This window comes from Streptomyces sp. NPDC127100 (assembly GCF_042724095.1).
GTDB lineage: Bacteria > Actinomycetota > Actinomycetes > Streptomycetales > Streptomycetaceae > Streptomyces.
This window is the reverse complement of sequence record NZ_JBHXFL010000007.1, coordinates 22,801-49,256: the sequence shown is the minus strand read 5'-3', so window position 1 is coordinate 49,256 and position 26,456 is coordinate 22,801. Positions and strand designations below refer to the sequence as shown.

At 74.4% G+C, this 26,456-nt stretch carries 24 protein-coding genes and 1 pseudogene; 11 read left to right on the top strand and 14 right to left on the bottom strand.

Annotated elements, in window-relative coordinates:
• Positions 1–72: 72 nt before the first annotated feature.
• From ACFWJB_RS10305 to ACFWJB_RS10295, 3 genes are all read left to right on the top strand, one after another.
• Positions 73–1,527, top strand: a complete 1,455-nt coding sequence (locus ACFWJB_RS10305; protein ID WP_386921524.1) for a PLP-dependent aminotransferase family protein — start codon at positions 73–75, stop codon at positions 1,525–1,527.
• Between the two features lie 126 nt (positions 1,528–1,653).
• Positions 1,654–3,240 (top strand): alkaline phosphatase D family protein, encoded by a 1,587-nt coding sequence (locus ACFWJB_RS10300; protein ID WP_386921522.1) that lies wholly within the window; start codon positions 1,654–1,656, stop codon positions 3,238–3,240.
• A gap of 184 nt (positions 3,241–3,424) precedes the next feature.
• Positions 3,425–4,753 carry a GNAT family N-acetyltransferase gene (locus ACFWJB_RS10295; RefSeq protein ID WP_386921698.1) on the top strand — a complete coding sequence of 443 codons (1,329 nt, stop codon included), beginning with the start codon at positions 3,425–3,427 and terminating at the stop codon, positions 4,751–4,753.
• A 24-nt stretch (positions 4,754–4,777) separates the two neighbouring features.
• Here ACFWJB_RS10295 and ACFWJB_RS10290 read toward each other — a convergent pair whose 3' ends face one another.
• Complete coding sequence (locus ACFWJB_RS10290) at positions 4,778–5,998, bottom strand: trans-sulfuration enzyme family protein (protein WP_385460407.1); 1,221 nt, start codon at positions 5,996–5,998, stop codon at positions 4,778–4,780.
• Between the two features lie 59 nt (positions 5,999–6,057).
• Here ACFWJB_RS10290 and ACFWJB_RS10285 point away from each other — a divergent pair, with 59 nt between their 5' ends.
• Complete coding sequence (locus ACFWJB_RS10285) at positions 6,058–6,549, top strand: Lrp/AsnC family transcriptional regulator (RefSeq protein ID WP_385460410.1); 492 nt, start codon at positions 6,058–6,060, stop codon at positions 6,547–6,549.
• Positions 6,550–6,626: 77 nt separating this feature from the next.
• Positions 6,627–8,315, top strand: coding sequence for a DUF885 domain-containing protein (locus ACFWJB_RS10280; protein ID WP_385460413.1), 1,689 nt, complete (start codon positions 6,627–6,629; stop codon positions 8,313–8,315).
• A gap of 19 nt (positions 8,316–8,334) precedes the next feature.
• On the opposite strand, the gene ACFWJB_RS10275 is transcribed toward ACFWJB_RS10280, so the two are convergent.
• From ACFWJB_RS10275 to ACFWJB_RS10255, 5 genes and pseudogenes are all read right to left on the bottom strand, one after another.
• Positions 8,335–8,853, bottom strand: coding sequence for an immunity 21 family protein (locus tag ACFWJB_RS10275; protein ID WP_386921517.1), 519 nt, complete (start codon positions 8,851–8,853; stop codon positions 8,335–8,337).
• Positions 8,854–8,907: 54 nt separating this feature from the next.
• The gene (locus ACFWJB_RS10270; RefSeq protein WP_386921515.1) at positions 8,908–11,901 is read right to left on the bottom strand and encodes an AAA family ATPase; all 2,994 of its coding nucleotides are present in this window, start codon (positions 11,899–11,901) and stop codon (positions 8,908–8,910) included.
• Positions 11,898–13,061: an exonuclease SbcCD subunit D gene (locus tag ACFWJB_RS10265; RefSeq protein WP_385460421.1), complete on the bottom strand. Its 1,164-nt coding sequence runs from the start codon at positions 13,059–13,061 to the stop codon at positions 11,898–11,900. The genes ACFWJB_RS10270 and ACFWJB_RS10265 overlap by 4 nt, the downstream gene beginning before the upstream one ends.
• Before the next feature lie 202 nt (positions 13,062–13,263).
• The gene (locus ACFWJB_RS10260; protein ID WP_385460424.1) at positions 13,264–13,890 is read right to left on the bottom strand and encodes a YigZ family protein; all 627 of its coding nucleotides are present in this window, start codon (positions 13,888–13,890) and stop codon (positions 13,264–13,266) included.
• Between the two features lie 52 nt (positions 13,891–13,942).
• Positions 13,943–14,624, bottom strand: a pseudogene (locus ACFWJB_RS10255) (hypothetical protein).
• Positions 14,625–14,757: 133 nt separating this feature from the next.
• Between ACFWJB_RS10255 and ACFWJB_RS10250 the strand changes: the two are divergent.
• Complete coding sequence (locus ACFWJB_RS10250) at positions 14,758–15,165, top strand: CoA-binding protein (protein WP_385460430.1); 408 nt, start codon at positions 14,758–14,760, stop codon at positions 15,163–15,165.
• 24 nt (positions 15,166–15,189) lie between these two features.
• Here the strand turns inward: ACFWJB_RS10250 and ACFWJB_RS10245 are convergent, their stop codons facing one another.
• The 3 genes from ACFWJB_RS10245 to ACFWJB_RS10235 all read right to left on the bottom strand — a co-directional run bounded on the left by ACFWJB_RS10245 (position 15,190) and on the right by ACFWJB_RS10235 (position 17,272).
• On the bottom strand, positions 15,190–15,747 hold the full coding sequence (locus ACFWJB_RS10245) for a YbaK/EbsC family protein (RefSeq protein WP_385460433.1): 558 nt from the start codon (positions 15,745–15,747) through the stop codon (positions 15,190–15,192).
• Positions 15,748–15,790: 43 nt separating this feature from the next.
• Positions 15,791–16,363 carry a helix-turn-helix domain-containing protein gene (locus ACFWJB_RS10240; RefSeq protein WP_386921512.1) on the bottom strand — a complete coding sequence of 191 codons (573 nt, stop codon included), beginning with the start codon at positions 16,361–16,363 and terminating at the stop codon, positions 15,791–15,793.
• A gap of 111 nt (positions 16,364–16,474) precedes the next feature.
• On the bottom strand, positions 16,475–17,272 hold the full coding sequence (locus tag ACFWJB_RS10235; RefSeq protein ID WP_385460439.1) for a DapH/DapD/GlmU-related protein: 798 nt from the start codon (positions 17,270–17,272) through the stop codon (positions 16,475–16,477).
• A gap of 107 nt (positions 17,273–17,379) precedes the next feature.
• Here ACFWJB_RS10235 and ACFWJB_RS10230 point away from each other — a divergent pair, with 107 nt between their 5' ends.
• Positions 17,380–17,916, top strand: coding sequence for a gamma carbonic anhydrase family protein (locus ACFWJB_RS10230; RefSeq protein WP_385460442.1), 537 nt, complete (start codon positions 17,380–17,382; stop codon positions 17,914–17,916).
• Between the two features lie 47 nt (positions 17,917–17,963).
• Here ACFWJB_RS10230 and ACFWJB_RS10225 read toward each other — a convergent pair whose 3' ends face one another.
• Positions 17,964–18,587: a DedA family protein gene (locus ACFWJB_RS10225; RefSeq protein WP_385460444.1), complete on the bottom strand. Its 624-nt coding sequence runs from the start codon at positions 18,585–18,587 to the stop codon at positions 17,964–17,966.
• A gap of 147 nt (positions 18,588–18,734) precedes the next feature.
• On the bottom strand, positions 18,735–19,172 hold the full coding sequence (locus ACFWJB_RS10220) for a DUF4442 domain-containing protein (protein WP_386921696.1): 438 nt from the start codon (positions 19,170–19,172) through the stop codon (positions 18,735–18,737).
• 85 nt (positions 19,173–19,257) lie between these two features.
• Between ACFWJB_RS10220 and ACFWJB_RS10215 the strand changes: the two genes are divergently transcribed.
• Both ACFWJB_RS10215 and ACFWJB_RS10210 read left to right on the top strand, forming a co-directional pair.
• Positions 19,258–20,211 carry a hypothetical protein gene (locus tag ACFWJB_RS10215; protein ID WP_386921509.1) on the top strand — a complete coding sequence of 318 codons (954 nt, stop codon included), beginning with the start codon at positions 19,258–19,260 and terminating at the stop codon, positions 20,209–20,211.
• Positions 20,212–20,310: 99 nt separating this feature from the next.
• On the top strand, positions 20,311–21,342 hold the full coding sequence (locus tag ACFWJB_RS10210; protein ID WP_385460449.1) for a hypothetical protein: 1,032 nt from the start codon (positions 20,311–20,313) through the stop codon (positions 21,340–21,342).
• Between the two features lie 108 nt (positions 21,343–21,450).
• Here ACFWJB_RS10210 and ACFWJB_RS10205 read toward each other — a convergent pair whose 3' ends face one another.
• The 3 genes from ACFWJB_RS10205 to ACFWJB_RS10195 all read right to left on the bottom strand — a co-directional run bounded on the left by ACFWJB_RS10205 (position 21,451) and on the right by ACFWJB_RS10195 (position 24,558).
• The gene (locus ACFWJB_RS10205; protein ID WP_385460451.1) at positions 21,451–22,296 is read right to left on the bottom strand and encodes a spermidine synthase; all 846 of its coding nucleotides are present in this window, start codon (positions 22,294–22,296) and stop codon (positions 21,451–21,453) included.
• An 89-nt stretch (positions 22,297–22,385) separates the two neighbouring features.
• Complete coding sequence (gene tuf, locus ACFWJB_RS10200) at positions 22,386–23,555, bottom strand: elongation factor Tu (protein WP_385460454.1); 1,170 nt, start codon at positions 23,553–23,555, stop codon at positions 22,386–22,388.
• A 280-nt stretch (positions 23,556–23,835) separates the two neighbouring features.
• Complete coding sequence (locus ACFWJB_RS10195) at positions 23,836–24,558, bottom strand: DNA alkylation repair protein (RefSeq protein ID WP_385460456.1); 723 nt, start codon at positions 24,556–24,558, stop codon at positions 23,836–23,838.
• Between the two features lie 49 nt (positions 24,559–24,607).
• Between ACFWJB_RS10195 and ACFWJB_RS10190 the strand changes: the two genes are divergently transcribed.
• Both ACFWJB_RS10190 and ACFWJB_RS10185 read left to right on the top strand, forming a co-directional pair.
• Positions 24,608–25,387 carry a TVP38/TMEM64 family protein gene (locus ACFWJB_RS10190; RefSeq protein WP_385460459.1) on the top strand — a complete coding sequence of 260 codons (780 nt, stop codon included), beginning with the start codon at positions 24,608–24,610 and terminating at the stop codon, positions 25,385–25,387.
• A gap of 189 nt (positions 25,388–25,576) precedes the next feature.
• Positions 25,577–26,452 (top strand): undecaprenyl-diphosphate phosphatase, encoded by an 876-nt coding sequence (locus ACFWJB_RS10185; protein WP_385460462.1) that lies wholly within the window; start codon positions 25,577–25,579, stop codon positions 26,450–26,452.
• The last annotated feature ends 4 nt before the right edge of the window (positions 26,453–26,456 follow it).

Sequence of the window (26,456 nt, the reverse complement as noted above, 5' to 3'; positions counted from 1 at the left end):
CGCCGGCATGCGTCCGGCCCCTCGTACAGTGGGGGCGATCGAGGGGGACGCGATGTTCGGGGGGCCGCTTCCATGACGCCGTCGACCGGCCCGGGCGGCCGGCCCGGTTCCGCCGACCGCAGCGCCGCCTGGGAGCTGCTGCTGCCCGCCGCCTCCGCACCGGCACGCGCGCGTGGCCGCGCCCTCCAGGCGGCCCTGCGGGACGCGGTGCGCTCCGGCCGGCTCGCCCAGGGCACCCGCCTCCCGTCGAGCCGTGACCTCGCGTCCGACCTCGGGGTGTCGCGGGGACTGGTCACGGAGGCGTACGAGCAGCTCACCGCCGAGGGCTACCTGCGCAGCGGGCGGGGCGCGGGGACCTGGGTGGGCGACGCCGTACGGGCCGCCCGCCCGAGCGCGCGCGACCTCGCCCCGCGCTCCCCCGGCGCCCGGGTCGACTTCGTGGCGGGGACGCCGGACCTGTCGCTCTTCCCGCGCTCGGCATGGGCGGCCGCGCAGCGCAGCGCGCTGACGGAGCTGCCGCACGAGGGCCTCGGCTACCCGGACCCGCGCGGACTGCCGCGGCTGCGGACCGCGCTGGCCGAACTGCTCACGCGGCGCCGCGGCGTGGTGGCCGACCCGGAGCGGATCGTGGTGGTCTCCGGGGTGGCGCAGGCGTCGGCCCTGCTCGGCGGCGTGCTCCACGCGCGCGGGACGCGCACCGTCGGCGTGGAGGACCCCGGCAGCCCCCAGCACTCCGCCCTGTACGCGTCGGCGGGCGTACGGACCGTGCCGCTGCCCCTGGACGAGGAGGGGCTCGCCGTCGGCCCGCTGCGCGGCTCCGGCGTCCGCGCGGTCGTGACGACGCCGGCCCACCAGTTCCCCACCGGGATCGCCTACTCGGCGCGGCGGCGGGCCGAACTGCTGGACTGGGCACGGTCCGTGGACGGGCTCGTCCTGGAGGACGACTACGACGGCGACTTCCGCTACGACCGCGCCCCCGTCGGCGCGCTCCAGGGGCTCGACCCGGAGCACGTCGCCTACACGGGCTCGGTGAGCAAGTCGCTGGCCCCGGGGCTGCGGCTGGGCTGGCTGCTGGTGCCCCGGTCGCTGGCGGACGAGGTGACCGAGCGCAAGCGCACCACCGACCTCGGGCATCCGGCCCTCGACCAGGCGGTGTTCGCCCGGTTCCTGGAGCGCGGCGACTACGACCGTCAGCTGCGCCTGTGCCAGCGCGCCTACCGTGAGCGGCGCGACGCGCTGGTGACCGCGCTGGAGGAGCACTTCCCCGGCACACGGGTCTCCGGGATCGCCGCCGGACTCCACGCCATCGCCGCGCTGCCCGGCCGGCACGGCCCGCGGGAGCGCTTCCTCGCGGCCGTCGCCGCGGCCGGCGTCGCGGTGCGGCCCCTGTCGGCGTACGGGCACGCGGACGGCGGTGACGTGACGGAGCCGGGGGTGCGTCTGGTGCTGGGGTACGCGCATCTGCCGCCGGCCCGGATCCGCGAGGGCGTGCGGCTGATGGCCCGGGCGGTGCGGTCCGGCAGATGACGCCGCGGGACGCCGCCACCGCGGCCCCCGCGGCCGGCTGTTCACCCGGGGTTCGCGTGCGCGCCGCGCCGGCCCAGTAGGTCTTGCTGCGCACACCGGCCGGATCTCGTCCCTGGAGGCGCATCCATGTCCCACCGTCCGTTCCCCGGGCGCCGCAGCGTGCTGCGCGGCTCCCTCGCCGCGTCGGCGGCCCTGACCCTCCCCACCGTCCTCGGGGCGGCACCGGCCTTCGCCCGCTCCGGCCGGCCGGCCGCCGGGTGGGGCGTGCAGACGGGTGACGTGAGCGCGCACTCCGGGCTGGTGTGGGTGCGCTCCGACCGGCCGGCCCGGATGATCGTCGAGACGTCCGCCACCGAGTCGTTCCGCAACCCGCACCGGTGGCAGGGGCCGTTGCTCGGCCAGGACACCGACTTCACCGGCACCACCCGGCTGCGTGGACTGCCGCCGGGCGAGCAGATCCACTACCGCGTGCTGCTCGCCGACCCGGACGACCCCCGCCGCACCGGCGAACCGGTCACCGGCACCTTCCGCACCGTGCCGGTCCGGCGCCGCGACGGCGTCCGCTTCGTGTGGTCCGGCGACCTGGCGGGCCAGGGCTGGGGCATCAATCCGGACCTCGGCGGCTACCGCATCTACGACGCGATGGGCGCCCTGGACCCGGACTTCTTCCTGTGCAGCGGCGACAACATCTACGCCGACGGTCCCATCCCGGCGACGGCCGCCCTGCCCGACGGCACGACCTGGCGCAACGTCACCACCGAGGAGAAGTCGAAGGTCGCCGAGACCCTCGCCGAGTTCCGCGGCAACTTCCGCTACAACCTGCTCGACGAGAACCTGCGGCGCTTCAACGCCCGGGTGCCGTCGATCGTCCAGTGGGACGACCACGAGGTCCGCAACAACTGGTACCCCGGTCAGGTCGTCGCGGACACCGACAGCCGCTACACCGAGAAGAGCGTGGACGTGCTGGCCGCCCGGGCCCGGCGCGCGTTCGCCGAGTACTTCCCGGTCTCCACCCTGCGACCCGGCGCGCGCGAGGGGCGTGTGCACCGCGTGCTGCGCCAGGGACCGCTGCTGGACGTGTTCGTGCTGGACATGTGCACGTACCGCAACGCCAACTCGCCCGACGACCAGGCCGTGGACCCGCAGGGCATCCTGGGCCGCGAACAGCTGGAGTGGCTCAAGCGGGAGCTGTCGCGCTCGCGTGCGGTGTGGAAGGTGATCGCCGCCGACATGCCGATCGGCCTGGTCGTGCCCGACGCCACCGAGGGGAAGGCGAACATCGAGGCGGTGGCGCAGGGCGACCCCGGCGCGCCGCTGGGCCGCGAACTGCAGATCGCCGAGCTGCTGCGCTTCGTCAAGCACCGGCGGATCACCGGCACGGTGTGGCTGACGGCCGACGTGCACCACACCTCGGCCCAGCATTACCAGCCCTCGCGGGCCGCGTTCACCGACTTCGAGCCGTTCTGGGAGTTCGTGTCCGGGCCGCTCAACGCGGGCGCGTTCCCGGCCAGTGCCCTCGACGGCACCTTCGGCCCGGAGCGGGTGTTCGTGAAGGCGCCGACCGCCTCGAACGTCTCGCCCGCGGGCGGCTACCAGTTCTTCGGCGAGGTCGACATCGACGGTGACAGCGCCGAGCTGACGGTGCGGCTGCGCGAGCAGGACGGCACGGTGCTGTTCACCAAGGTGCTCCGGCCCGGACTGGTCGGCCAGTAGCTCACGTAACCTGTCCGATGTGCCGCGCACCGGCGTCATCCCCCGGTGCGCGGCCCGGTGTTGGGCCGCGGCGGCACTCCGCCCCCGGGCCCCGAATGTCCCGGAAGCGCTCTTTACCCATCGGTCACAGGGCGTTCGTGATCACGCAACACACTTCCTCCACAGTGGTCGCATGAGTCGAGACATGTCCGAACTGACCGGAGCCCTGACGCAGGCGGGGCACGACCTCGGAACACCGGGCCTCATGGTTCTGGCCTCGATGGCCGCCCTGCTCGCCACGGCGGGCTTCCACACCTGGTGGGTACGGCGTCACGGGCACGCCCCGCCGGCGGAGGATACCGGCGCCCGGCCGCCGTCCGCCGGGCCCTCCGGCCGGGCCGCGGCCGCGTCCGGGCGGGAAGGGGCGGCGGAGGCCGGCTCCGGGGACAGCGCGCTGTGGCGGATGCGGACGACGGTGCGGGACGCGCCGGGGTCGCTGGCCGCCCTGTGCGCTGCCCTCGCCGAACGGAAGGTGGACATCCTGAGTCTCCAGACGCATCCGCTGGCCGACGGCACGGTGGACGAGTTCCTGCTCCGCGCCCCCGGCGGGCTGAGCGGTTCCGGGCTGGCCTCGGTGGTGTCCGCGGCGGGCGGCGCCGACACCTGGACGGAGCGGGCCGACGCCCACGACCTGGTCGACGCGCCGACCCGGGTCCTCGGGCTGGCCGCCCGCACGGCCCTGGACGCGGCGGAACTGCCCCTGGCGCTGCGTCAGCTGCTGGGCCGGTGCACGATCCGGTCGCTGCCCGCCGGAGCGCGCGCGGACGCCGGGGTGCCGGCGGAGGGCGCCCTGGAGGACACCGTGCTGCGGCTGCGCGCCCCGGAGGGCGGCGTGATCAGCGTGGAGCGGCCGTACCTGCCGTTCACACCCGCCGAGTTCGCCCGGGCGCGGGCGCTGGTCGAGCTGGACGCCCGGCTCGGCCCGCGCCTTCCGCGCGGCCGGGACGTGCTGACGCTGCCCGAGGGCCACGACATCACGGTCCGCCGCGCCGACGTCCGTGACCTGCGGGCGGCGAGGGAGATGCACGAGCGGTGCTCGGACGGGACCCTGCGGATGCGGTACCACGGCCCGGTCGGGGACACCGACCGCTATCTGAACCACCTGCTCAGCCCGCGCTACGGCCGGACCCTCGCCGTGCAGAGCGCCTCGGGCCGGATCGTCGCGCTCGGTCATCTGCTGTGGGACGGGGACGAGACGGAGGTCGCCCTGATCGTCGAGGACGCCTGGCAGCGCCGGGGCATCGGCGGCGAACTGCTCGGGCGGCTCGTGGCGATGGCGGCGGAGACGGGCTGCGCGAGCGTGTACGCCGTCACGCAGGCGTCGAACACCGGCATGGTCGCCGCGATGCGCGGCCTGGGCCTCCCCCTCGACTACCAGATCGAGGAGGGGACCCTGGTCGTCACCGCCCGCCTGGACACCGCGGCCCGTGCGGCGGTGCGGTGGCCGCACGGGGAGCGGATCGGCACGGAGTAGCCGTACGGGCCGCGCGGGGCGCCGTCACTCGGTCCGCGACAGCGCCTCCCGCAGCGGGACCGCCTCCACCCGCTCCCCCAGCGCCGCGTCCAGGTCGGCCCACAGGTCCTCGACGTCCTCCAGGCCGGCCGACAGCCGCAGCAGCCGGTCGCTCACCCCGGCGCCGCGGCGGTCGTCGGCGTCCACGATGCGGTGGCTGATGGACGCCGGGTGCTGGATGAGCGTGTCGACGCTGCCGAGGCTCACCGCCGGGGTGACCAGGCGGACGCGTGCGATGACGTCGTGCGGGTCGCCGTGCACCTCGAAGGAGACCATCGCGCCGCCGATGCTCGGGTAGTGGACGCGGGCCACGCGCGGGTCGGCGGCGAGGCGCCCGGCGAGTTCGGCGGCGTTGGCGGAAGCGGCCCGCACCCGCACCGGCAGGGTGGACAGGCCGCGCAGCAGCAGATAGCCGGCCAGCGGGTGCAGGACGCCGCCGGTGGCGAAGCGGACCTGGCGCAGCCGTCCCGCGAACTCCTCGTCACAGGCCACCACACCGGCCAGTACGTCCCCGTGGCCGCCGAGGTACTTGGTGGCGCTGTGCAGCACCAGCCGGGCGCCGTGCTCGGCGGGCCGCTGGAGCACGGGGGTGGCGAAGGTGTTGTCCACGAGCAGCGGGACGGACCCGCAGGCGTGGGCGACGGCCCGCAGGTCGACCTCGGCGAGCGTGGGGTTGGCGGGGGTCTCCACGATCACCAGGCCGGTGTCCGGGCGCAGGGCGTCCGCGATGCCCGCCGGGTCGGTCCAGGTGACCTCCGAGCCGAGCAGTCCGGCGGTCAGGAGGTGGTCGCTGCACCCGTACAGGGGCCGTACGGCGACGACGTGCCGCAGTCCCATGGATGCCCGCACCAGCAGGACGGCACTCAGCGCGGCCATGCCGCTGGCGAAGGCGACCGCGGCCCCGGTCCCCTCCAGCCGGGCCAGCGCGGTCTCGAAGCGGGCCACGGTCGGGTTGCCGAGGCGGCCGTAGACCGGCGGGCCGTCCGGTTCGGCGCCGGTGGCGGCGAAGGCGTCGATGCGGGCGGCCTCGCCGCGGCTGTCGTACGACGGGTAGGTCGTGGACAGGTCGATGGGCGGGGCGTGCAGTCCCTGGCGGGCGAGGTCGTCGCGGCCGGCGTGCACGGCCTCGGTAGCCAGTGCCCTGCTCCGGGATGCGGTGGGGCGTACGTCGTCGGAGGGTGACGTGTGCATGCGCGCAGAGTCCATGGGCGAAGACTGAACACCGCACGGAAGATCGGCGCCGGATGCCGTGCTACGTTCGGCACATGGCCGACTCCGTCGTACTCGATCCGGTGGATCTCCATCTGCTGCGGCTGCTGCAGAACGACGCCCGGACCACCTACCGCGACCTCGCCGCCCAGGTCGGGGTCGCACCGTCGACCTGCCTGGACCGGGTGACCCGGCTGCGACGGGCCGGGGTGATCCTCGGCCACCGGCTGGAGCTGGACCCGGCGAAGCTGGGACGGGGTCTCCAGGCGCTGCTGTCGGTGCAGGTGCGGCCGCACCGGCGGGAACTGGTCGGGCCGTTCGTGGAGCGGATCCGGGCACTGCCGGAGTCGCGCACCGTCTTCCACCTGACCGGCCCCGACGACTACCTCGTGCACGTCGCGGTCGCGGACATGGCGGACCTGCAGCGGCTGGTCCTGGACGGGTTCACCTCCCGCAAGGAGGTGGCCCGCGTCGAGACGCGGCTGATCTTCCAGCAGTGGGACTGCGGACCTCTGCTGCCGCCCGCCGCCCCGGGGACCACGCCCTGAGCGAAATCCGGCCGCCGGCGGCACCGGCCGGGCGCAGCGGGCTGACGCGGCACCGGTATCCGTACGAGGATGTCCGCATGTCAGAGACCAAGAGCCCGCTGCCCCGCGAGGTCGCCGACGCCTACGTCGACGAGCTCATCGCCCTCGACCCGGTCACCGGTACGTACCTCGGTGTCGCCGAGAGTTCCAGCCGCCTGCCCGACTTCTCCCCGGCGGGGCAGGAGGCCCTGGCGGAGCTGGCGCGGACGACGCTCGCCCGGCTGGACGAGGCGGAGCGCCGGCCCGGCGGTGACAGCGACGTGGAGCGGCGCTGCGCCCGGCTGCTGCGGGAGCGTCTCACCGCCGAACTCGCGGTGCACGAGGCCGACGAGGGCCTGCGCTCGGTGGGCAACATGGGCACGGCCGCGCACTCGGTGCGCGAGGTCTTCACCGTGACGCCCACGGAGACCGACGAGGACTGGTCGCGGATCGCCGAGCGGCTGCGCGCGGTGCCGGCCGCGCTGGCGGGTTACCGCGAGTCCCTCGCGCAGGGTCTCGAACGCAAGCTGTACGCCGCTCCGCGCCCGACCGCGACCTTCGTCGAGCAGCTCGGCGAGTGGGCGGACACGGGCGAGGGACGCGGCTGGTTCGAGGACTTCGCCGCCGCCGGCCCCGAGGCGCTGCGCACGGAGCTGGACGAGGCCGCGCGGGCCGCGACCGCCGCCGTGACGGAGCTGCGGGACTGGATGCGCGACGTGTACGCGCCGGCGATCGAGGGCGCCCCGAACACGGTGGGCCGCGAGCGCTACGCCCGCTGGTCGCGCTACTACAACGGCACCGACCTCGACCTGGACGAGGCGTACGCGTACGGCTGGGCCGAGTACCACCGGCTGCTCGCCGAGATGAAGCGCGAGGCGGAGAAGATCCTGCCGGGCGCCGGGACGCCCTGGGTGGCGCTGGCCCACCTGGACGAGCACGGCCGGCACATCGAGGGCGTGGACGAGGTCCGCGACTGGCTCCAGGGCCTGATGGACCGGGCGATCGAGGCGCTGGACGGCACCCACTTCGAACTCGCCGAGCGGGTGCGGAGGGTGGAGTCGCGCATCGCCCCGCCCGGCAGCGCGGCGGCCCCCTACTACACGCCCCCGTCGGAGGACTTCTCGCGCCCCGGGCGGACCTGGCTGCCGACCATGGGCATGACCCGTTTCCCGGTCTACGACCTGGTCTCCACCTGGTACCACGAGGGCGTCCCGGGTCACCACCTCCAGCTCGCCCAGTGGGCGCACGTCGCCGAGAACCTCTCCCGCTACCAGGCCTCGGTCGGCATGGTCAGCGCCAACGCCGAGGGCTGGGCGCTGTACGCGGAGCGGTTGATGGACGAGCTGGGCTTCCTGACGGACGCGGAGCAGCGGCTCGGCTATCTGGACGCGCAGATGATGCGGGCCGCCCGGGTCATCGTGGACATCGGCATGCACCTGGAGCTGGAGATCCCGGCGGACTCGCCCTTCCACCCGGGCGAGCGGTGGACGCCGGAGCTGGCGCAGGAGTTCTTCGGTGCGCACAGCAGCCGCCCGGCGGACTTCGTGGAGAGCGAGCTCACCCGGTACCTGACGATCCCGGGCCAGGCGATCGGCTACAAGCTCGGTGAGCGGGCGTGGCTGCTGGGCCGGGAGAAGGCCCGTGAGCGGCACGGCGACGCCTTCGACGCGAAGGCGTGGCACATGGCGGCGCTCTCCCAGGGCTCGCTGGGTCTGGACGACCTGGTGGACGAGCTGTCCCGGCTCTGAGAAGGGTCCGGCGCCGGGTCTACCGGTCGGTGAGCGGCCGCAGTTGCACGACGTTCAGCCATGTCTCCGGACCGGGCCGGACGGCGGCCGCGCGTACCGCGTACCGGCCCGGTTCCAGGGCCACTCGCACGTGGTCGGCCCGGTCGCAGGCGGCGCCGGGCCAGGCCGCGTCGAAGAGGAACACCGGGCCGGGCACCCGCCAGGTCACCTCGGGCTCCCAGTCGGCCGTGTCGAGGGCGGCGGGCAGCCCGGCCAGCACCTCGTCCTCGGAGTCGGCCGCACACCAGCGGACGAAGGCCCGGTGGCCCGGCAGGTAGGCGGTGGAGGCGGGTTCGTCGCCGAGGACCAGGGCCGCCGAGTCGCCGACCGGCAGGAGGCCGACCTGGCCGTCGACCTCGCAGGCCCGGTCGTAGTCGGAGGCCGTCTCCTCGCCGTCGGCGCCGGTCCAGAACGGCAGGACCGTCTCCGGCACCGCTATGAGCGGACCGCCGCCCGACTCCACCCACTCCACCGCGCCCGGCTCCGCGTATCGCACCATGCGGCAGAACCTACACGTCCGCCGACAGCCGCTGTCGGCCGCCCACGGGGCTGTTCAGCCCAGGCTCCGCTGCCGCACCGCGGAGCCCGACCGGCCCTTGACGACCTCCAGTTGGGCGTGGACCCGGCGGCGCAGGTCGGCGACGTGGCTGACGATGCCGACGCTGCGGTCCCGCTCGCGCAGTGAGTCGAGGACGTCGAGGACCTCGTCGAGGGTCTGGTCGTCGAGGCTGCCGAACCCCTCGTCGATGAAGAGGGTGTCCAGGCGGACCCCGCCGGCCTCGTCGGTGACGACGTCGGCGAGCCCCAGCGCCAGGGCGAGGGAGGCGAAGAAGGTCTCGCCGCCGGACAGCGTCGCCGTGTCCCGCTCCCGGCCGGTCCAGGCGTCGACGACGTGCAGTCCGAGGCCGCTGCGTCCGCGCCCGGTGCGGTCGTCGGAGTGGACGAGGGTGTAGCGGCCCGAGGACATCCGCTGCAGGCGCGCGGTCGCGGCGGCGGCGACCTGTTCCAGTCGCGCCGCCAGCACGTACGACTCCAGGCGCATCCGGCGTTCGTTGTCCGCGGAGGTGCCCGCGGCGAGGGACGCGAGGCGGGCGACGCGCTCGTACTCGTCGCGCAGGGGGGCGAGCCGGCGCACCGAGGTGGTGGCGTGCTGCGACAGCCGGGCGAGCTCGGCGCAGCGCCGGGCGGCGGCGTCGCGCGCGGAGGAGGCGTCGCGCAGCCGTCGGCCCGCGTCGGCCGCGTCGCGTTCCGCGGCGGCGAGGTCGGCGGGCGGCTGCCGGGCGGCGTCGGCGGTGTCGGCCTCGGCCAGGACCGCGCGGACGGCGGTCTCCTCGGTCTGCCAGGCGTCGAGCCGTCGCTGGAGGTCGCGGTGGGCGGCGTCGTCGAGGAGTGCGTCGGCAGCCTCCCGAGGGGTGTCGAACCCGGCCCGGAAGGCGGCGTCCGCGAGGCGTGCGTCGGCGTCCTTGAGCCGCTGGGCGGTGTCCTCGGCGACGCGTACGGCCTCGGCGGCCTCGGTGAGCAGGGCGGCCCGCCGTTCCAGCTGGGCCGACCGTTCGGCGACGCTGCCGGCCGTGCCGCGCGCCTGGGCCAGCTCCCCCTCCAGGGCGGCCTGTTCGCGTTGCAGCCGTTCCCGGTGGGCGACGCGGGAGGCGGCCCGGACGGCGGCCTCCTGCTGGGCCGTGACGCGCCGCTCCCGCTCGTGCTCCGCCCTGCGCAGCTCCTCCTGGGCGGCGTGGAGTCCGGAGGCGAGGGCCCGTGCCCGCGCGTACCGGGACTCCAGTTCCCCGGCCTCCGCGGCCAGTTGCTCCGCTGGTGTGTCGCCGGCCTCGGCCGTGGCGGCGGCGAGCGCCTCCCGTACGGAGCCGGAGTGCCGTTCGGCGGCGGCGCGCCTCTCCTCCGCCCGCTGGTGTCCGGCGAGGGCCCGCTCCTCGGCCTCCCGGTCGACGTGCCCGGCGATCCGGCGTGCGGGGGCGGGGTGTTCGGTGGCCCCGCAGACGGCGCAGGGTTCGCCGTCGGTGAGGTGCGCGGCGAGTTCGGCGGCGATGCCGTTCAGCCGCTGTTCCTTGAGGTCGAGCCAGTGGGCGCGGGCCTCGACCGCCTCCTCGGCCGAGGCCAGTGCCTGTCGGTGGGCGGCCTCCGCCGCGGCGGCGAGCCGGTCCCGTTCCCGGGCGGCGGTGAGGCGCCGGTGCGCCGGATCGCGCTGCACGGCGAGCTGTTCGGCGTGGGTCGCGGCCTCCTGGGCGGAGTCGACACGGGCCTGGAGCGTGCCCCGGCGTTCCGCCCAGTCGGCCAGCCAGGTCTCCGCCTCGTGCAGGACGTCCTCGTCGGCCCGTTCCTGCCGGTCGAGGCCCGCGCGTTCCGCGGCGAGTCCGGCGAGGCGTCCCTCCGCCCGCCGGGCCGACTCCAGCGAGCCGAGCTCCTCGGCGGCCCGGCGGGCGGCGGCGGCCAGTCCGGCGGCACCGGCGTCGACGAGGGCCTCGGGGAGCAGGGCACGCGCCCGCGTCTCCGCGTCGGCCGCCCGCCGGTGCTCGGCGTCGGCCGCGTCGCGCAGCTCCAGGGCGGGGGCGACGGTCCCGGCCTTCCGGGCCCGCTCCATGCGCTGCCGGGCGGCCCGGTGGGCTCCGGCGCGTTCCTCCAGCCGCGCGGCCCGTTCCCGTGCCTCGGTGTAGCGCTGTTGCAGCCGGTGCCGTTCGCGCGCGGCGGCGAGGCCGCGCTCGGCGGCGGCCTGGGCGGACTCGGCGGCGGTGAGCCGGCAGTCGGCCACGGTGAGCAGCTCCTGGGCGGTGCTGCGGGCGACGGCGGCGGCGCTCAGCACGGCCTCGGCGAGGCCCGGATCGCCCGGCGCCAGCTCCGGCAGGACCATGGCGTCGCCGGCGGCCTGCTGCATCCGGTGGGCGTCCGCGAGCAGCGAGGCGTCCCCCTCCCGCACCTGGGCCTCGGTCGTGCGGCGCCGCTCGGCGAGGCGCTTCTCGACCTCGGCGAAGCGGCGGGTGTCGAAGAGCCGGCCGAGCAGCTTGCCGCGTGCCTCGGCGTCGGCGCGCAGGAAGCGGGCGAAGTCGCCCTGGGGCAGCAGCACGACCTGGCAGAACTGCTCGCGGCTCATGCCGAGCAGCTGGGTGATCTCCTCGCCGATCTCCTGGTGGGAGCGGCTGAGGTCCTTCCAGGCCCCGGCGGTGGCGTCGTACTCGCGCAGCCAGGTCTGGGCCTTGTCGACGGTGGTGCCGACGCCCCTCTTCTTGGGGCGTTCCCAGGGCGGCTGCCGGGTGACCTCCAGCCGCCGTCCGGCGACGGTGAGTTCGAGGCACACCTCGGTGCGGGTGCCGGCGGCGGCGTGGTCGCTGCGCAGGGTCATGCCCTGGCCGCTCTGCCGGGCGCCGGGGACGGAGCCGTACAGCGCGTAGCAGACGGCGTCGAGGACGGACGTCTTTCCGGCGCCCGTCGGTCCGTGCAGCAGGAACAGCCCGGCGGCCGACAGGTCGTCGAAGTCGACGCTCTGCGCTCCGCCGAAGGGCCCGAAGGCCGTGATGTCGAGCCGGTGCAGCCTCACCGGGCCACCTCCCGGACGGTCTCGTCCGTGCGCACGGCGTCGAAGGCGTCCCGCAGTACGGCCTGTTCGCGGCCGTCGGGGCCGACGCCGCGCACGTGGGCCACGAAGTCCTCGGCGATCTGCTGGTCACCGCGGCCCGCGAGGCGCCGGGCGTAGGACACCGCCGGGTCGTCCGGGGCGCGGTCGGGGTCGAAGACGAGGCTGAGGGTGTGCGGGAAGCGCTCGGTGAGCCGGGCCATGGGGTCGGCCGGCCGCACCGGGTCGGTGAGGGTCGCCTCGACCCAGGCGTCCTCGTGCCGGGCCAGCCGGGGGTCGGCGAGCAGTTCCTCCAGGGTGCCCCGCAGGCGGGCCAGCGGACGCGGCACCGGGCAGTCGACGCGTTCGGCCGTGACCGTGCCGCCGGCGTCCAGGTCGACGAGCCACATGCTCTTGCGGTGGGCGGCCTCGGAGAAGGAGTACGGCAGCGGGGAGCCCGAGTAGCGGACGCGCCCGGTGATGGTCTGGCAGCCGTGCAGGTGCCCCAGCGCCACGTAGTCCACGCCGTCGAAGACACCGCTGGGCACGGCGGCGACTCCGCCGACGGTGATGTCCCGCTCGCTGTCGCTCGGCTCGCCGCCGGTGACGAAGGCGTGCGCGAGGACGACGGAGCGGGTGCCCCGCGCGCGCGTGGCGAGGTCGGCGCGGACCCGGTCCATGGCGGCGGCGAGCACGCTCTCGTGTCCGGCCTTCTCCACCGCGAACTCGGTCCTCACCAGGGCGGGTTCGAGGTAGGGAAGCCCGTAGAAGGCCACGTCCCCGTGCGCGTCGGGCAGCACCACCGGGGTGCCGCATCCCGCCGGGTCGGTGCGCAGGTGGATGCCGGCGCGGTCGATGAGTCCGGCGCCGACGCCGAGGCGGCGGGCCGAGTCGTGGTTGCCGGAGATCATCACCGTCGGCACCCCGAGGCGGGCGAGGCGGTGGAGGGCGTCGTCGAACAGCTCGACCGCGGCGAGCGGCGGCACCGCCCGGTCGTACACGTCCCCCGACACGACCACGGCGTCGACGTGGTGCTCGCGGACGGTCTCGACGAGGTGGCCGATGAACGCGGACTGGGCGTCGAGCATGTTCACCCGGTGGAACGCCCGGCCCAGATGCCAGTCGGACGTGTGCAGCAGTCTCACCGGTCCGCTCCGCCCCGCACGCCCACTCCCACCGCAAACTCACAGCCGGTACCCACGACCACCTGAGCGTGGTCGGCCCGGACCACGCTAGTACGTCGGCGCACCACTCCTCCCGCGAATGGCCTCGCATCCCGCGCAGCGGCGCCCGGATTGCCCCGGAACGAACCTTTTCCTCCGGTGTGCGGGCCGGGTGATGTCCGGCTCACGCGTCCCCGTACGCCTCTCCGCCCAGCTCGAAGCCGGCCGTTCCCGCCGTCGCGTCCGCCAGCCAGCCCCGGAAGGCGTCCACCTCGGCGTCCGGCAGGCCGATCTCGATGGTGACCGCTTCGGCGTACCGCACGTCGCGCACCTCCCGCCCGGTCGCGCGCAGCTCGTTCTGGAGCTTGCCGGCCCGCTGGTGGTCGACGGTCACCGTGGCCAGGCGGAACCGGCGGCGGGTGAGCGTACCGAGGTCGTCCAGGGCCTCGCCCACCGCTCCGCCGTAGGCGCGGATGAGTCCGCCCGCACCGAGCTTGACGCCGCCGAAGTAGCGGGTGACGACGGCGACGACGTACCGCATGTCGCGGCGCAGCAGCATCTGGAGCATCGGAACGCCCGCGGTGCCGCCGGGCTCCCCGTCGTCACTGGCCTTCTGCACGGCGGCGTCGGCGCCGATGACGTAGGCCCAGCAGTTGTGGTTGGCGTCGGCGTGCTCCCTGCGCACGGACGCGACGAACGCCTGGGCCTCCTCCTCGGTGGCCGCCGGGGCGAGGGCGCACAGGAAGCGCGAGCGGTTGATCTCGGTCTCGTGCACGCCCGCGCGGGGCACCGTGCGGTACTCGTCCTGCATCCGGCCAGCCTAATCCGTGGCCGGGAGCGTTCCGGAGCCGCCCGGCGCGAGCTCAGTCCGGGGATCCCACGTCACGGGTCAGGTCGAGGCCGAGCAGACGGTCCGCGTAGGCGAAGGTCTCGAAGCGGGCACCGTCGGGGACGGCCGGGTCGGTCTCCGCCTCGCGCAGCACCCGGAGCAGCGCGGGGGTGTCCAGGTCGTCCTCCCAGGCCGCGCGGAGCCGGTCGCGCACCTCGCCGGGGACGGGTCGGGAGGGCTGCCGGGCCCAGCCGGCGACCGCACGGCGCAGGCGCGCGAGGGTGGCGCCGGCCTCGTCCAGCACGGCCGCGTCGAGCCGCACGGACGTGCTCCGGTGCCGTTCCAGCAGCGCCAGGCGCAGCGCGTAGGGGTCGGCGCCGGCCAGGGCGTCCGGCCGCGCCGGGGTACGCCGCCCCCTCGTGCACGACGTGGAGGGCCTGGGAGGCGTCCGGCCCGTACGGGCCGTTCTCGAAGGGCCGGACACCGAGGGCGGCGGCGTCCCGCCGCAGTCCGTCCCCTTCCTCCCCGCCGTCCAGCACGGCCCACACGGGCGTGCCGCCGATCTCCAGGGCACGGACGAGGACGTCGGTGACGAGCAGCACGCGCAGGCCGGTGGTGTCCCGGCCCGTCGCGTGCGCCTCTACACGGGTGAAGCCCCGCCGGACGGGGGCGGCGGGGACCGGTTCGCCGGTCCGGGCGTCGATGATGCGCAGCACGGGCCGAGCGTAGGCGGGCCGTGCCCCCGGCGCACCGTGGGCGCGCGCCGAGAGGGTGCCTCGGGGGAATCTCCGCCCGCCGTCCCCGGTTGTCGGTGACGACCGTCCGTTCGACAAGCCGAGGAGGCCGCCGGTGTACGGCGACGACGCAACCGTCCGCAAGATTCTCACCGAGCTGGGTGACACCTGGGCCGTGGTGGGCCTGTCGTCGAACCGGCGGCGCGCCGCGTACGGCGTCGCCGAGGTCCTCCGGCGATTCGGCAAGCGGGTTGTGCCGGTGCACCCCAAGGCGGAGACGGTGCACGGCGAGCGGGGGTACGCCTCCCTCGAGGACATTCCGTTCGACGTGGACGTGGTCGACGTGTTCGTCAACAGCGACCTCGCGGGGGCGGTGGCCGACGAGGCGGTCGCCAAGGGGGCCGCGGCGGTCTGGTTCCAGCTCGGGGTGGTGGACGAGGCCGCGTACGAGCGGACCCGGGCGGCGGGCACCGAGATGGTGATGGACCGCTGCCCGGCGATCGAGATCCCGCGGCTCGGCTAGCCGGGCGCTCCCGGCCGGCGGGCCTCAGGCGATGCCCAGCCCCTCCAGCACCACGGCACCGGGCAGCTCCGCGAGTGCCTTGCCGGGGACGAGCAGTTTCCCGCGCCGGCGTCCGCTGCCGACGAGGACGTAGGGCAGGTCGACGACGGCCGGGTCGACCAGGACCGGCCAGTCGGCGGGCAGGCCGAGCGGTGTGATCCCGCCGTACTCCATGCCGCTCTCGCCCGTGGCCGTGTCCATCGGGGCGAACGACGCCTTGCGGGCTCCGAGATGACGGCGCACGGCCCCGTTGACGTCGACCCGGGTCGTGGAGAGCACCACGCACGCGGCGAGCGTGCTCTCGCCGCCCCGCTTGCCGGAGACCACCACGCAGTTCGCGGACCGCTCCAGCAGCTCGCGGCCGTAGTGCTCGACGAAGACGGCGGTGTCGGCCCATTCCGGATCGGTGTCGACGTAGACGATCTGCTCGGCGGGGACGCTGCCGCGCCAGTGGCGCACGGCGTCGGCGACCGGGGCGGTCAGCTGGTCGAGGCGGTCCGGAGCGGGAGCGGCGCTGTCGAAGTGTCCGATGGGTGCGTGCATGGCCGCACGCTAACAAGGTTGTCCCAACCCGTGGCCGGCCGTCTCAGCGGACGGGCGGCACCGACACCGCCATGATCATCTCCATCGGTTCCGCGCCCTCGTTGGCGTACGTGTGGGGCGTGGCGGCCTCGAAGGAGGCGCTCGCGCCCCGGGGCACGCGATGGGCCACGCCGTCCACGGTGAGGGTGAGTTCCCCGGACGTGACGTGCACCAGCTCCACCGTGCCGGCGGGGTGCGGGTCGGAGGGGCTGCTCTCGCCCGGCATCAGCCGCCAGTCCCACATCTCCAGCGGGCCCGGGGCCTCGGTGCCGGCGAGGAGCCGGTTGTAGCTGCCGGCGTCGGTGTGCCAGAGCCGCACGGCCTGCTCGGCGGGGACGACGCGGACCGCCGGGCCCTGTTCGTAGTCGAGCAGGGTGGTGATGCTGACGCCCAGTGCGTCGCCGATCTTGACGACCGTGCCGAGGCTGGGGTTGGTCCGCGCCTGTTCGATCTGGATGAGCATGCCGCGGCTGACGCCGGCCCGCGCGGCCAGCGCGTCCAGCGTGAAACCGCGCTCGGTGCGCCAGCGTTTGACGTTCCGCGCCAGGGACTGGGTCAGCAGGTCGAGGTCCGACACATTCCGTCCATCATTTTGATTTATGCGCGGTTCAGTGCAGTGAACTGCGGCGCATTGCACCCGATCGTTCACTTCACTGTACTTCGAGGCGACGCGGGGCCGCGCCCGCGTTCAGCCCTCGGCGGCCGGCTCCGCCAGCTTGCCCGCGGGCGCCTCGTCCAGCTCCGCCAGCCGGGCCACGGCCTCCTCGTCCAGCCGGGCCAGGGCCCGCAGCTGCTCCGGCGTGACCCCCTCGGGCACCGGCACGGGGGCCGGGGTCCGCATCGGCGGCTGCCAGCCCTCCGCGGGCGTCCAGCGTCGTACGACCCGGGCGGGCGCGCCCGCCACCACGGCGTGGTCGGGAACGGTGCCCCGGACCACGGCGCCTGCGGCGACCACCACGTTCCGTCCGATCCGCGCACCGGGCAGGATCACCGCGCCGGTGCCGACCCAGCAGCCGGAACCGATCTCCACCGTCTCCATCCGGGGCCACTGCTTGCCGATGGGCTGGTGCGGGTCGTCGTAGGAGTGGTTGGTGGAGGTGACGTAGACGTACGGGCCGAAGTAGCAGTCGCTGCCGATGGTGACGGTGGTGTCCGCGATGACGTGGCTGCCGCGGCCGAGGACCACTCCGTCGCCGATGCGCAGGATCGGCTCGGGGCCCAGGTCGAGGTCGGGCATCAGCCCGGCGGTCAGCGTGACCTGCTCACCGATGATGCAGTGGGCGCCGACGTGTATCCAGGGCTCGCCGAAGACCGTGCCGAGCGGGAAGGCGAGCCGGGTGCCCGTGCCCAGCGCGCCGAAGCGGAAGCGCCCGGGGTGCGCGGCGGTGACGGAGCCGGTGCGCTGCACCCAGGCCCAGCCCGCGTGGACGGCGCGCTGCGCGAGCCGGCTGGACCAGGACGAGAACGTGTTCTTGCGCTTCGGCACCCGCTCACGGTACTCAGCACGCGGCGCGGGGAAGCCGCCGGAGGCCTGTGATCTTCACCCCACCGGGTGGCGTACGGTGCACTGCAGCACCCGACCAGGAGGCGGAGATGACGCAGAAGGCGCTGATCACGGGCATCGGCGGCAAGGACCCGAAGGTGGACGCGGAGGCCTTCGTGGCGCCGACGTCCTCGGTCGTCGGCGAGGTGACGCTGCACGCGGGGGCGAGCGTCTGGTACGGCGCGGTGCTGCGCGGCGACGTCGAGCGGATCACCGTCGGAGCCGACAGCAACGTCCAGGACAACTGCACGCTCCACGCCGATCCCGGCTTCCCCGTCACGGTCGGCGAGCGCGTCTCCATCGGGCACAACGCGGTCGTCCACGGGGCGACGGTCGAGGACGACTGCCTGATCGGCATGGGCGCCACCGTCCTCAACGGCGCGGTGATCGGCGCCGGTTCACTGGTGGCCGCGCAGGCGCTCGTCCCGCAGGGCATGCGGGTGCCGCCGGGCTCCCTGGTCGCCGGGGTGCCGGCGAAGGTGAAGCGTGAGCTGACGGAGGAGGAGCGGCAGGGCGTCACGCTGAACGGGACGATGTACGCCGCACTGGCCTCGCGGCACCGGGAGGCGCTGGCCGAACCCCGGTAGGAGACCGTCCGCGGGCGCAGCGCCCCGTACCCCTCCGGGGCGCGCCGCTACTCGGCGGCGGGGACGGCCTGGGCCTTCTTCGCCTTGCGCTTGAGCACCAGCATCGAGGTCACGCCGATCAGGACCGCGATCACCAGGCCCAGCCACGAGAAGCGCTTGAGCCAGGACTCGGCGACGACACCGACGTAGTAGATGACGGCGGTGGTGCCGCCCGCCCAGACGATGCCGCCCAGGACGTTGGCGATCAGGAACTTCCAGTAGGGCATCCGCAGCACGCCGGCCAGCGGGCCGGCGAAGATGCGCAGCAGGGCGACGAAGCGGCCGAAGAACACGGCCCACATGCCCCACTTCTGGAAGGACCGCTCGGCGGTGGCGATGTGCCCCTCGCCGAAGTGCTTCGGGAACTTCTTGCCCAGCCAGGCCAGCAGGGGCCGGCCGCCCCTGCGGCCGATGGCGTACCCGATGGAGTCGCCGATCACCGCGCCCGCGCTGGCGCAGGCACCGAGGATCACCGGGTCGACGCCGCCGTGCTGGGAGGAGAGCAGAGCCGCCGAGACGAGGATGATCTCGCCGGGCAACGGGATGCCGAGGCTCTCCAGACCGATGACCAGTCCGACGACCGCGTAGACCGCCGCCGCGGGCACCGTGTCGAGCCACTCCGTGACGTGCAACGCCACATCCTCCCGATTCGCGTCCCTGCCGTGCGCGGGTGTGTGTGCGCCCGCCGCTTCCCGGGTGCGCCTCGCCCGAGGCGCACCCGGGAAGCCTACCGGTCCGCGCGGCGGTGCCCGGTCCGGGTCCTCACCGCCGGCCCGCGGCTAGCCGTTGGGCCGCAGGGTCCACACCACGGTCACCTCTCCGGTCACCGCCCCGTCCGCGCGCTGGATGGCGACGGTCACCGGGAACTCGGGGCGCTTGCCCTCGTCCAGCTCCGCGACGACCTCGGCGATCGGGCGGCCGAGGGTCGCGGTGGCGGTCACCGGGCCCAGGGCGATCTTCTTGAACGCGATCTCGGCGGTGACCGGCAGCGGCACGGCGCGGGAGAGCTGGTCGCCGAAGGCGGCCAGGACGATCGCCCCGCTGGCGGACTCGGCCAGCGTGAACATGGCTCCGGCGTGCGGTCCGCCGACGTGGTTGCGGTACTCACTCTGGTCCGGCAGGGCCAGGACCGCTTTCTCGGGGGTGGTCTCCAGGTACTCGAGGTTCAGGGTCCGGACCATCGGCACCGTGGCGGCGAGCAACTCGCCGATCGACATCTGATCTGCGCTCATGGCAGCAGGTTACCCACGAGTAGCATCCGTGGGCCAGACGCTTCCGGTGATCGCCGTATGCTTGCCGCCCATGTGGCCAGGAGAGCAGTCGCCCACCGGGAGCCCGCACTCCGGGCAGCCGAACCCGTACCAGCAGCCGGGCCACCGGCAGCACACCCCCCATGCCGGTCATCAGCCGCCCGCTCCGTGGAACGCCCCCACGGTCACGGCGGGCCCGCCGCCCGGCGGCGGGCCGGGCGGACGCCGCACGAAGACGGTGGCGGTCGTCGCCGCCGCGGCCGTCGTGGTGGCCGCCGCCGTGACCGGGGCCGTCCTCCTGGGCGGCGGCGAGGACGACGGGGCGCGGCCGGATCCGGCCGACTCGTCCGCCTCCGTCTCCGCCTCACCGGCCTCCGGCGACGCGCGGAACGCGGACGGCGGCCCCCTGCCGACCGTCTCCGGCTGGAACGCCGTGGTCAACCCGGACCTCGGTGTCGCCTTCGACGTACCGGCCTCCTGGCAGCGGCAGTCGGCCGACTGGGTCAGCTTCGTCACGGACGACCGGGACCCCGACGACAAGCCGCTGATCGGCATGAAGGCCCCGGCCGTTCTCCAGGAGCGGTGGTGCACCTCGGACGACGACCGGGACGGCTCGGCCGACCACACCCCCCTGGCCTCCGCCGGGACCCGGGGGAACAACGGCGCACGGAACACCGAGGAGATCGCCCGGTCCGACTCGGCGGAGTGGGTCTACGGGGCGTTCACCCAGCCCGACCGGAAGAAGATCACGACGGAGCCGGTGGTCTCCTTCACCACCGCCTCCGGCATCACGGGCAGCCTGACCACCTCCCGGTCGGCCGGGGTGGTGAAGAAGGGCAGGTGCGACGTGGACGGCAAGGCCACGACGTTCGCCTTCAAGTCCGCCGACGGCGACCTCGTGTCCTGGTCGTTCGTCGGCCCCGCGGGGGTCGGGGACGAGGTGCCGGACGCCGTGGTCCGCCGGATCGCGGGCACCGTACGGGAGTTCACGCCCTCGGACTCCTGAGGGACCGCGGCCCGGCGTCCGTGCCGCACCCGCTTCGGTACGTCCCTGACAAGGGGCAGTGACCGAATCGTGTCCTGCACCGCACTAGGGTGACTGCACATGTGGCCAGGACAGCAGCCGCCCGGGGGCGAGCAGAATCCGCAGAACAACCCGTACCAGCAGCCGGGGTACCAGCAGCCGAATCCGTACCAGCAGCCCGGCTACCAGCAGCCCGGACCGTACGGGCAGCAGCCGCAGTGGGGCGCCAGCCAGGCCCCCGGCGGGCCTCAGCCCGCGACCGTCGTCGGCGGGGGCGGCGGCGGTGGCGGCGGCAACCGGACGAAGGTCGTCGCGATCGTCGCGGCGCTCGCCGTGGTGGTGGCCGCCGGCGTGACCGGGTTCCTGGTGCTGGGCGGCGACAAGGACGACACGGCGGACGACGGCAAGGACAAGAAGCCGTCCGCGAGCGCGTCCGCGTCCAAGTCCGGGACGCCGACGGCCGATCCGAGCGCGTCCGGCGACGAGGATCAGCGCGGCGGCGGCGAGCTGAAGCCGACCGTCGAGGGCTGGAAGGTCGTCGCCAACCCGCGCTTCGGCACCATGTTCGACGTGCCCGCCGACTGGGAGATCGACAGCACCGACACGAGCGTCGGCTTCGAGTGGGAGGAGGACGGGAAGACGGACCGCACCACGGTCACCGCTCCCGCCTACCTCAAGTCCGAATGGTGCACCGAGGACTCCAACAAGGACGGCCGCAAGGAGAGCACCGCCCTCGCCACCGCCGGCACCCGCGGTGAGGACGGCGCCAAGGACACCGCCATGGCGGCCGAGACCCGGGTGCCGTGGTGGATCTACGGCGGCTACACCGAGCCGGACCGCAAGAGCGTCAAGTACGACAAGCCGAAGGACTACACCACGGCCTCCGGCATCAAGGGCAGCGTCGCCACCGCCCACTCGGAGGGCACTCCGCAGAAGGGCAAGTGCGACAGCGAGGGCAAGGCGATCACCTTCGCGTTCAAGAACGGCGCGGGCAACTTCGTCACCTGGAACCTCTACGGCGCCAAGGGCGTCAAGGACGAGATCCCGGAGGCGACGATCCAGAAGATCCTCAGCACCGTCCGCCTGACCGACGCCCCGCCGACGGAGAGCTAAGGGGTGTCGTTTGGATCTTGCCGGGGTCGGTCTGCACGGCACCATTGCCTGGAATCGGCCTGATCCAAACGACACCCCCTAGGGCGCCCGGCGCCTCCCGCCCGCCGGTCAGCCGATGCCGAACGCTCCGGCGGGAGGCTCGGGCGACGGCAGGGCGTCCTCGTCCCGCACCGGCCGCGCGTCGCCGATGAAGTCCCGCAGGGCGGGACCGTGTTCGACGCGGGCCGGGAAGGCGTCGGCGGCGGTGCGCCGGGCCAGCGCCGCCGTGTCGAGGGGCCGGTGGGCGGCGAGGAGAACGGCGTTGCCGAAGCGGCGCCCGCGCAGCACTCCCGGTTCGGCGACGAGCGCCAGCTCCCCGAAGAGCGCGGCGAAGGCGGCGAGTTGCGAGCGCAGGAACGCGAAGGGCGCGGCGTCGGCGAGGTTCGCCAGGTAGACGCCGTCGCCGCGCAGGACCCGCTCCGCCTCGCGGGCCCAGGTGAGGGACGTCAGGTGCGCGGGCACGCGTGAGCCGCCGAAGACGTCGGCGACCAGGACGTCGAACGAGTCCGCGGGCGCCGCCTCGAGCCAGGCACGGGCGTCCGCGCCGTGCGCGGTGATGCCGGCGTCCTCCGGCAGCGGCAGGTGCTCGGCGACCAGGTCCAGCAGACCGAGGTCGGCCTCCACGACGTCCTGCCTCGAGCCGGGCCGGGTCGCGGCGACGTACCGGGGCAGGGTGAACGCGCCCCCGCCCAGGTGCAGCACGTCCAGCGGACGGCCCGGCTCCGCCACGGTGTCCAGGGCGTGCCCGAGCCGGCGTGCGTACTCGAACTCCAGGTGCGCGGGCTCGTCCAGGTCGACGTACGACTGCGGCGCCCCGTCGACGGTGAGCAGCCAGGCCCGCCGCCGGTCGACGTCGGGCATGAGCTTGACGGTGCCGTGGTCGGTGACCCGGGTGACGGGTATGGCTTCGTTCACCTGCCCATTGTGCCGGGCGACGGCGCCCGGAGGCCGCGGGACCGCTTCGCCGTCACGGTCCCGCGGCCCCCGCGCGCGGCCGGGCACGCTCATCCCACGGACGTCACGGTCCCCGCGCCCACGGTCCGCCCGCCCTCGCGGACGGCGAAGCCGAGCCCCGGCTCCAACGGCACCTCGCGTCCGAGTTCGACCGTCATCGTGACCGTGTCACCGGGGCGTGCGACGGCGGTCTCCCCCAGGTCCACGTCGCCCACGACGTCCGCGGTCCGGATGTGGAACTGCGGCCGGTACCCGGTGGTGAGCGGTGTCGAGCGCCCGCCCTCGCGCGCCGACAGCACGTACACCCGCGCCGAGAAGCGCCGGGCGGGCACGACGCTGCCGGGCGCGGCGACCACGTGGCCGCGGCGCACCGTGTCCCGCGCGACTCCGCGCAGCAGCAGCGCCACGCTGTCCCCGGCCTGTGCCTCCGCCATCGGCCTGCCGAAGGTCTCCAGGCCGGTGACGACCGTGTCGGCCGACGCCCCGAGCACCTGGACCCGGTCGCCGACGCGGACGGTCCCTCGCTCGACCGCGCCGGTGACGACCGTGCCGCGGCCCGTGATGGTGAGCACGTTCTCCACGGACAGCAGGAACGGCGCGTCCAGATACCGCTCGGGCACGGGCACGTAGGTGTCCACCGCGTCGAGCAGCGCCTCGACGGACGCCGTCCAGCGCGGGTCGCCCTCCAGGGCCCGCAGCCCCGAGACCCGTACGACGGGCACGGCGTCCCCGCCGTACCCGTGCGCGGTGAGCAGTTCGCGGACCTCGAGCTCGACGAGGTCGGTCAGCTCGTCGTCGCCCGCGTCGGCCTTGTTGAGCGCGACCACGATGTGGTCGACGCCCACCTGGCGGGCGAGCAGGACGTGTTCGGCGGTCTGCGGCATGATCCCGTCCGGCGCGGAGACGACGAGGATCGCCCCGTCGAGCTGGGCGGCGCCGGTGACCATGTTCTTGACGTAGTCGGCGTGCCCCGGCATGTCGACGTGCGCGTAGTGCCGGGTGTCCGTCTCGTACTCGACGTGCGCGATGTCGATGGTGATGCCGCGGGCCGCCTCCTCCGGGGTGCGGTCGATGCGGTCCAACGGCACGAACGTGCCGGCCCCGCGCCGGGCGAGGACCTTGGTGATGGCGGCGGTCAGGGTGGTCTTGCCGTGGTCGACGTGGCCCATCGTGCCGATGTTCAGATGCGGTTTGGTGCGGACGTACGCCGTCTTGGGCATGGCGGTACCTCGAAGCCTCGTGGCGGTGGTGGGGACCCCGGCGGCCCGGCCGACCCTCCCCCTGCGGGGTCCGCCGGACGATCCGGGGAGGGTCAGCTTCGGGCGCCGTCGGCGGCGGAGAAGAAGAAGGGGACGGCAGCCTTCAGGGCAACCGCGACCGCGGATGCTGCGAGAGGGAAGGCGTACCGGAACATGACGCCGATCATCGCCGACGCTTTGTCCCACGTCGAATGCTTTTCAGTGGCACGGGAGTTCGAGTGACGTGCGTCCCGTCCCGGCGCTACGGACCGATGTTCCGCAGCGCCTCCCGCACCGACAGCGGGGCGAGGGCCCGCCCGTTCGCGGACACGAAGGCGCGTACGGCGTCGGGATCGGTCTTCGCGTACTCGCGCAGGCACCAGCCGACGGCCTTGCGGACGAAGAAGTCGGGGTGGTCCGACCGGCGCAGGCAGTAGCCGAAGAGGCGGTCGGTGTCGGTGCGTTCCTTGTAGCGCAGTTGGTGGAGCAGGGCGGTGCGGACCAGCCAGAGGTTCTCGTCGGCGATCCAGGCGTCCATGTCGGCCGCGAGACGGCGGTCGGCCGCGACCAGCCCTCCGACGACGTGCGCGGCGAGCGGGTCGACGGTGTCCCACCAGGGCACGGTGGTGAGCAGATGCCGGACCACGGGCAGCAGGTCCGAGGAGCAATGCGTCACATGACGGCGCAGGAGGTCGACGGCGAAGTAGTGGTACTCGCGCTCGGGCAGCCGCCAGCAGCGCAACGCGACGGCGGCGCAGTCCGGTTCGCCGGGGCGGGGCAGGCCGTCGAGGACCGTACGGGACAGGGCACGGCGAACAGGCGAGGTCAGGCCCAGGAAAGGGGCGACGTCCCTCATGTACGCGCGCATCGCCACGGCCCGCGCGGGGTCGGCGGCGGCGGGGTACACGGCGGTGAGCCGCTCCATCACGGTGTCGGCCGGCGGGCTGTGCGGCACGTCCGGAAGTCCCGTGTCTGTGACGCTCATGAGACGCACCCTACGGCGATCACACACATATGTCGGTTAGTGTCACCGGATGCTCGATGCCACCACCCGCTCTGGGGGCACCATCACGGCCTCTCCCCGGGCCGCCGCGACGGAGCTCGCCGTCGCCGCGGCCGCCGGGCCCGTCGCACCGACCCGTCTCACCGCCCGCGTGACGAGAGCCCTGCTCTCCCCGTGGTCCCGCTTCTCCCTGCTCGTCGCCCTGCTCGCGTCGGCCGGGACGGCGGTGGTGCTGTTCCAGCCGCAGCGGTTGCTGACGAACGGCTGGCCGCCACAGCTCGGCGGCGCCGCGGCGGCGCTGGCCTACGCCGTGGCGTACGGACTGTGCACCGTCGCCTTCGTACCGCGACCGCTGCTGAATCTGGCCGCGGGCGCCCTGTTCGGTTCGCAGCTGGGCCTCGCCGCCGCCCTGGCCGGAACGGTGCTGGGTGCCGGGGTGGCCTTCTGCCTGGGCCGGGTGCTGGGCCAGGAGGCGCTGCGCCCGCTGCTGCGCGGCAAGTGGCTGAAGGCGGCGGACGGGCAGCTCAGCCGGCACGGCTTCCGCTCGATGCTGGCGGCGCGGCTGTTCCCGGGGGTGCCGTTCGCCGCCGCCAACTACTGCGCGGCCGTCTCCCGCATGGGCCTGCTGCCGTTCCTGCTGGCGACGGCGCTCGGCTCGATCCCGAACACCGCCGCCTACGTCGTCGCCGGCGCCCGCGCCTCGACGCCGACGTCACCGGCCTTCCTGATCGCCCTGGCCTGCATCGCCCTGCCGGGGCTGGCGGGCGCGGTGGTGGCCTGGCGCAAGCGCCACCAGTTGCGCGGGCGCTGACGGCCTCCCGCCGCCCGGGTGCCGGGGCGCGACGGGGCCTGCCTGGTCGCGGGCCCCGTCACCCCTGGCGCCGGGCCTTCATTTCGGGGCGCTACGCTGCCCCTCGACACGCCTGATCCTGCTCACCGCGGACGGTGGCTCGGTGTGTCCATGACCGTTCCTCGATCGGCACTTGGACTCCGTAACTTCATGTCTTGGTTTGAATCCCTCATCCTCGGACTCGTCCAGGGGCTGACCGAGTTCCTCCCCGTGTCCTCCAGCGCGCACCTGCGGCTGACCGCGGCCTTCTCCGGCTGGCACGACCCGGGCGCGGCCTTCACCGCGATCACCCAGATCGGCACGGAGGCAGCCGTCCTCATCTACTTCCGCAAGGACATCGGGCGGATCCTCGCGGCGTGGACCCGCTCGCTCACCAGCAAGGAGATGCGCCGCGACCCGGACGCCCGCATGGGCTGGCTGGTGATCATCGGCTCGGTCCCGATCGGCGTGCTCGGCCTGACGCTGAAGGACCAGATCGAGGGCCCCTTCCGCGACCTGCGCATCACCGCGACCATGCTGATCGTCGTCGGCGTGGTCATAGGCATCGCGGACCGGCTGGCGGCGCGCGACGAGAAGGGCGGCCGGCACCGCGCGCCGAGGCGGCGCAAGGAACTGGACGACCTGGGCGTCCGGGACGGCCTGATCTACGGGCTGTGCCAGGCCATGGCGCTCATCCCCGGTGTCTCCCGCTCCGGCGCGACCATCAGCGGCGGCCTCTTCATGGGGTACCGGCGCGAGGCCGCGGCCCGGTACTCGTTCCTGCTCGCGATCCCCGCCGTGCTCGCCTCCGGCCTGTTCGAGCTCAAGGACGCGATGGAGAGCGACCACGTCTCCTGGGGCCCGACGCTGTTCGCGACGGTGATCGCCTTCGGCAGCGGCTACGTGGTCATCGCCTGGTTCATGAAGTTCATCTCGACCAAGAGCTTCATGCCGTTCGTCTGGTACCGCATCGCGCTGGGCGTCCTCATCATCGCCCTGGTCGCCGCCGGTGTGCTCAGCCCGCACGCCGCCGAGTCCTCCGGCTGACGGG

Bases quoted from the DNA above. Each gene is read 5' to 3' on its own strand.
- ACFWJB_RS10305 (WP_386921524.1), top strand. From the start codon at position 73: ATGACGCCGTCGACCGGCCCGGGCGGCCGGCCCGGTTCCGCCGACCGC.
- ACFWJB_RS10300 (WP_386921522.1), top strand. From the start codon at position 1,654: ATGTCCCACCGTCCGTTCCCCGGGCGCCGCAGCGTGCTGCGCGGCTCC.
- ACFWJB_RS10295 (WP_386921698.1), top strand. From the start codon at position 3,425: ATGTCCGAACTGACCGGAGCCCTGACGCAGGCGGGGCACGACCTCGGA.
- ACFWJB_RS10290 (WP_385460407.1), bottom strand. From the start codon at position 5,998: ATGGACTCTGCGCGCATGCACACGTCACCCTCCGACGACGTACGCCCC.
- ACFWJB_RS10285 (WP_385460410.1), top strand. From the start codon at position 6,058: ATGGCCGACTCCGTCGTACTCGATCCGGTGGATCTCCATCTGCTGCGG.
- ACFWJB_RS10280 (WP_385460413.1), top strand. From the start codon at position 6,627: ATGTCAGAGACCAAGAGCCCGCTGCCCCGCGAGGTCGCCGACGCCTAC.
- ACFWJB_RS10275 (WP_386921517.1), bottom strand. From the start codon at position 8,853: ATGGTGCGATACGCGGAGCCGGGCGCGGTGGAGTGGGTGGAGTCGGGC.
- ACFWJB_RS10260 (WP_385460424.1), bottom strand. From the start codon at position 13,890: ATGCAGGACGAGTACCGCACGGTGCCCCGCGCGGGCGTGCACGAGACC.
- ACFWJB_RS10245 (WP_385460433.1), bottom strand. From the start codon at position 15,747: ATGCACGCACCCATCGGACACTTCGACAGCGCCGCTCCCGCTCCGGAC.
- ACFWJB_RS10230 (WP_385460442.1), top strand. From the start codon at position 17,380: ATGACGCAGAAGGCGCTGATCACGGGCATCGGCGGCAAGGACCCGAAG.
- ACFWJB_RS10220 (WP_386921696.1), bottom strand. From the start codon at position 19,172: ATGTCGATCGGCGAGTTGCTCGCCGCCACGGTGCCGATGGTCCGGACC.
- ACFWJB_RS10215 (WP_386921509.1), top strand. From the start codon at position 19,258: ATGTGGCCAGGAGAGCAGTCGCCCACCGGGAGCCCGCACTCCGGGCAG.
- ACFWJB_RS10210 (WP_385460449.1), top strand. From the start codon at position 20,311: ATGTGGCCAGGACAGCAGCCGCCCGGGGGCGAGCAGAATCCGCAGAAC.
- tuf (WP_385460454.1), bottom strand. From the start codon at position 23,555: ATGCCCAAGACGGCGTACGTCCGCACCAAACCGCATCTGAACATCGGC.
- ACFWJB_RS10195 (WP_385460456.1), bottom strand. From the start codon at position 24,558: ATGAGCGTCACAGACACGGGACTTCCGGACGTGCCGCACAGCCCGCCG.
- ACFWJB_RS10190 (WP_385460459.1), top strand. From the start codon at position 24,608: ATGCTCGATGCCACCACCCGCTCTGGGGGCACCATCACGGCCTCTCCC.
- ACFWJB_RS10185 (WP_385460462.1), top strand. From the start codon at position 25,577: ATGTCTTGGTTTGAATCCCTCATCCTCGGACTCGTCCAGGGGCTGACC.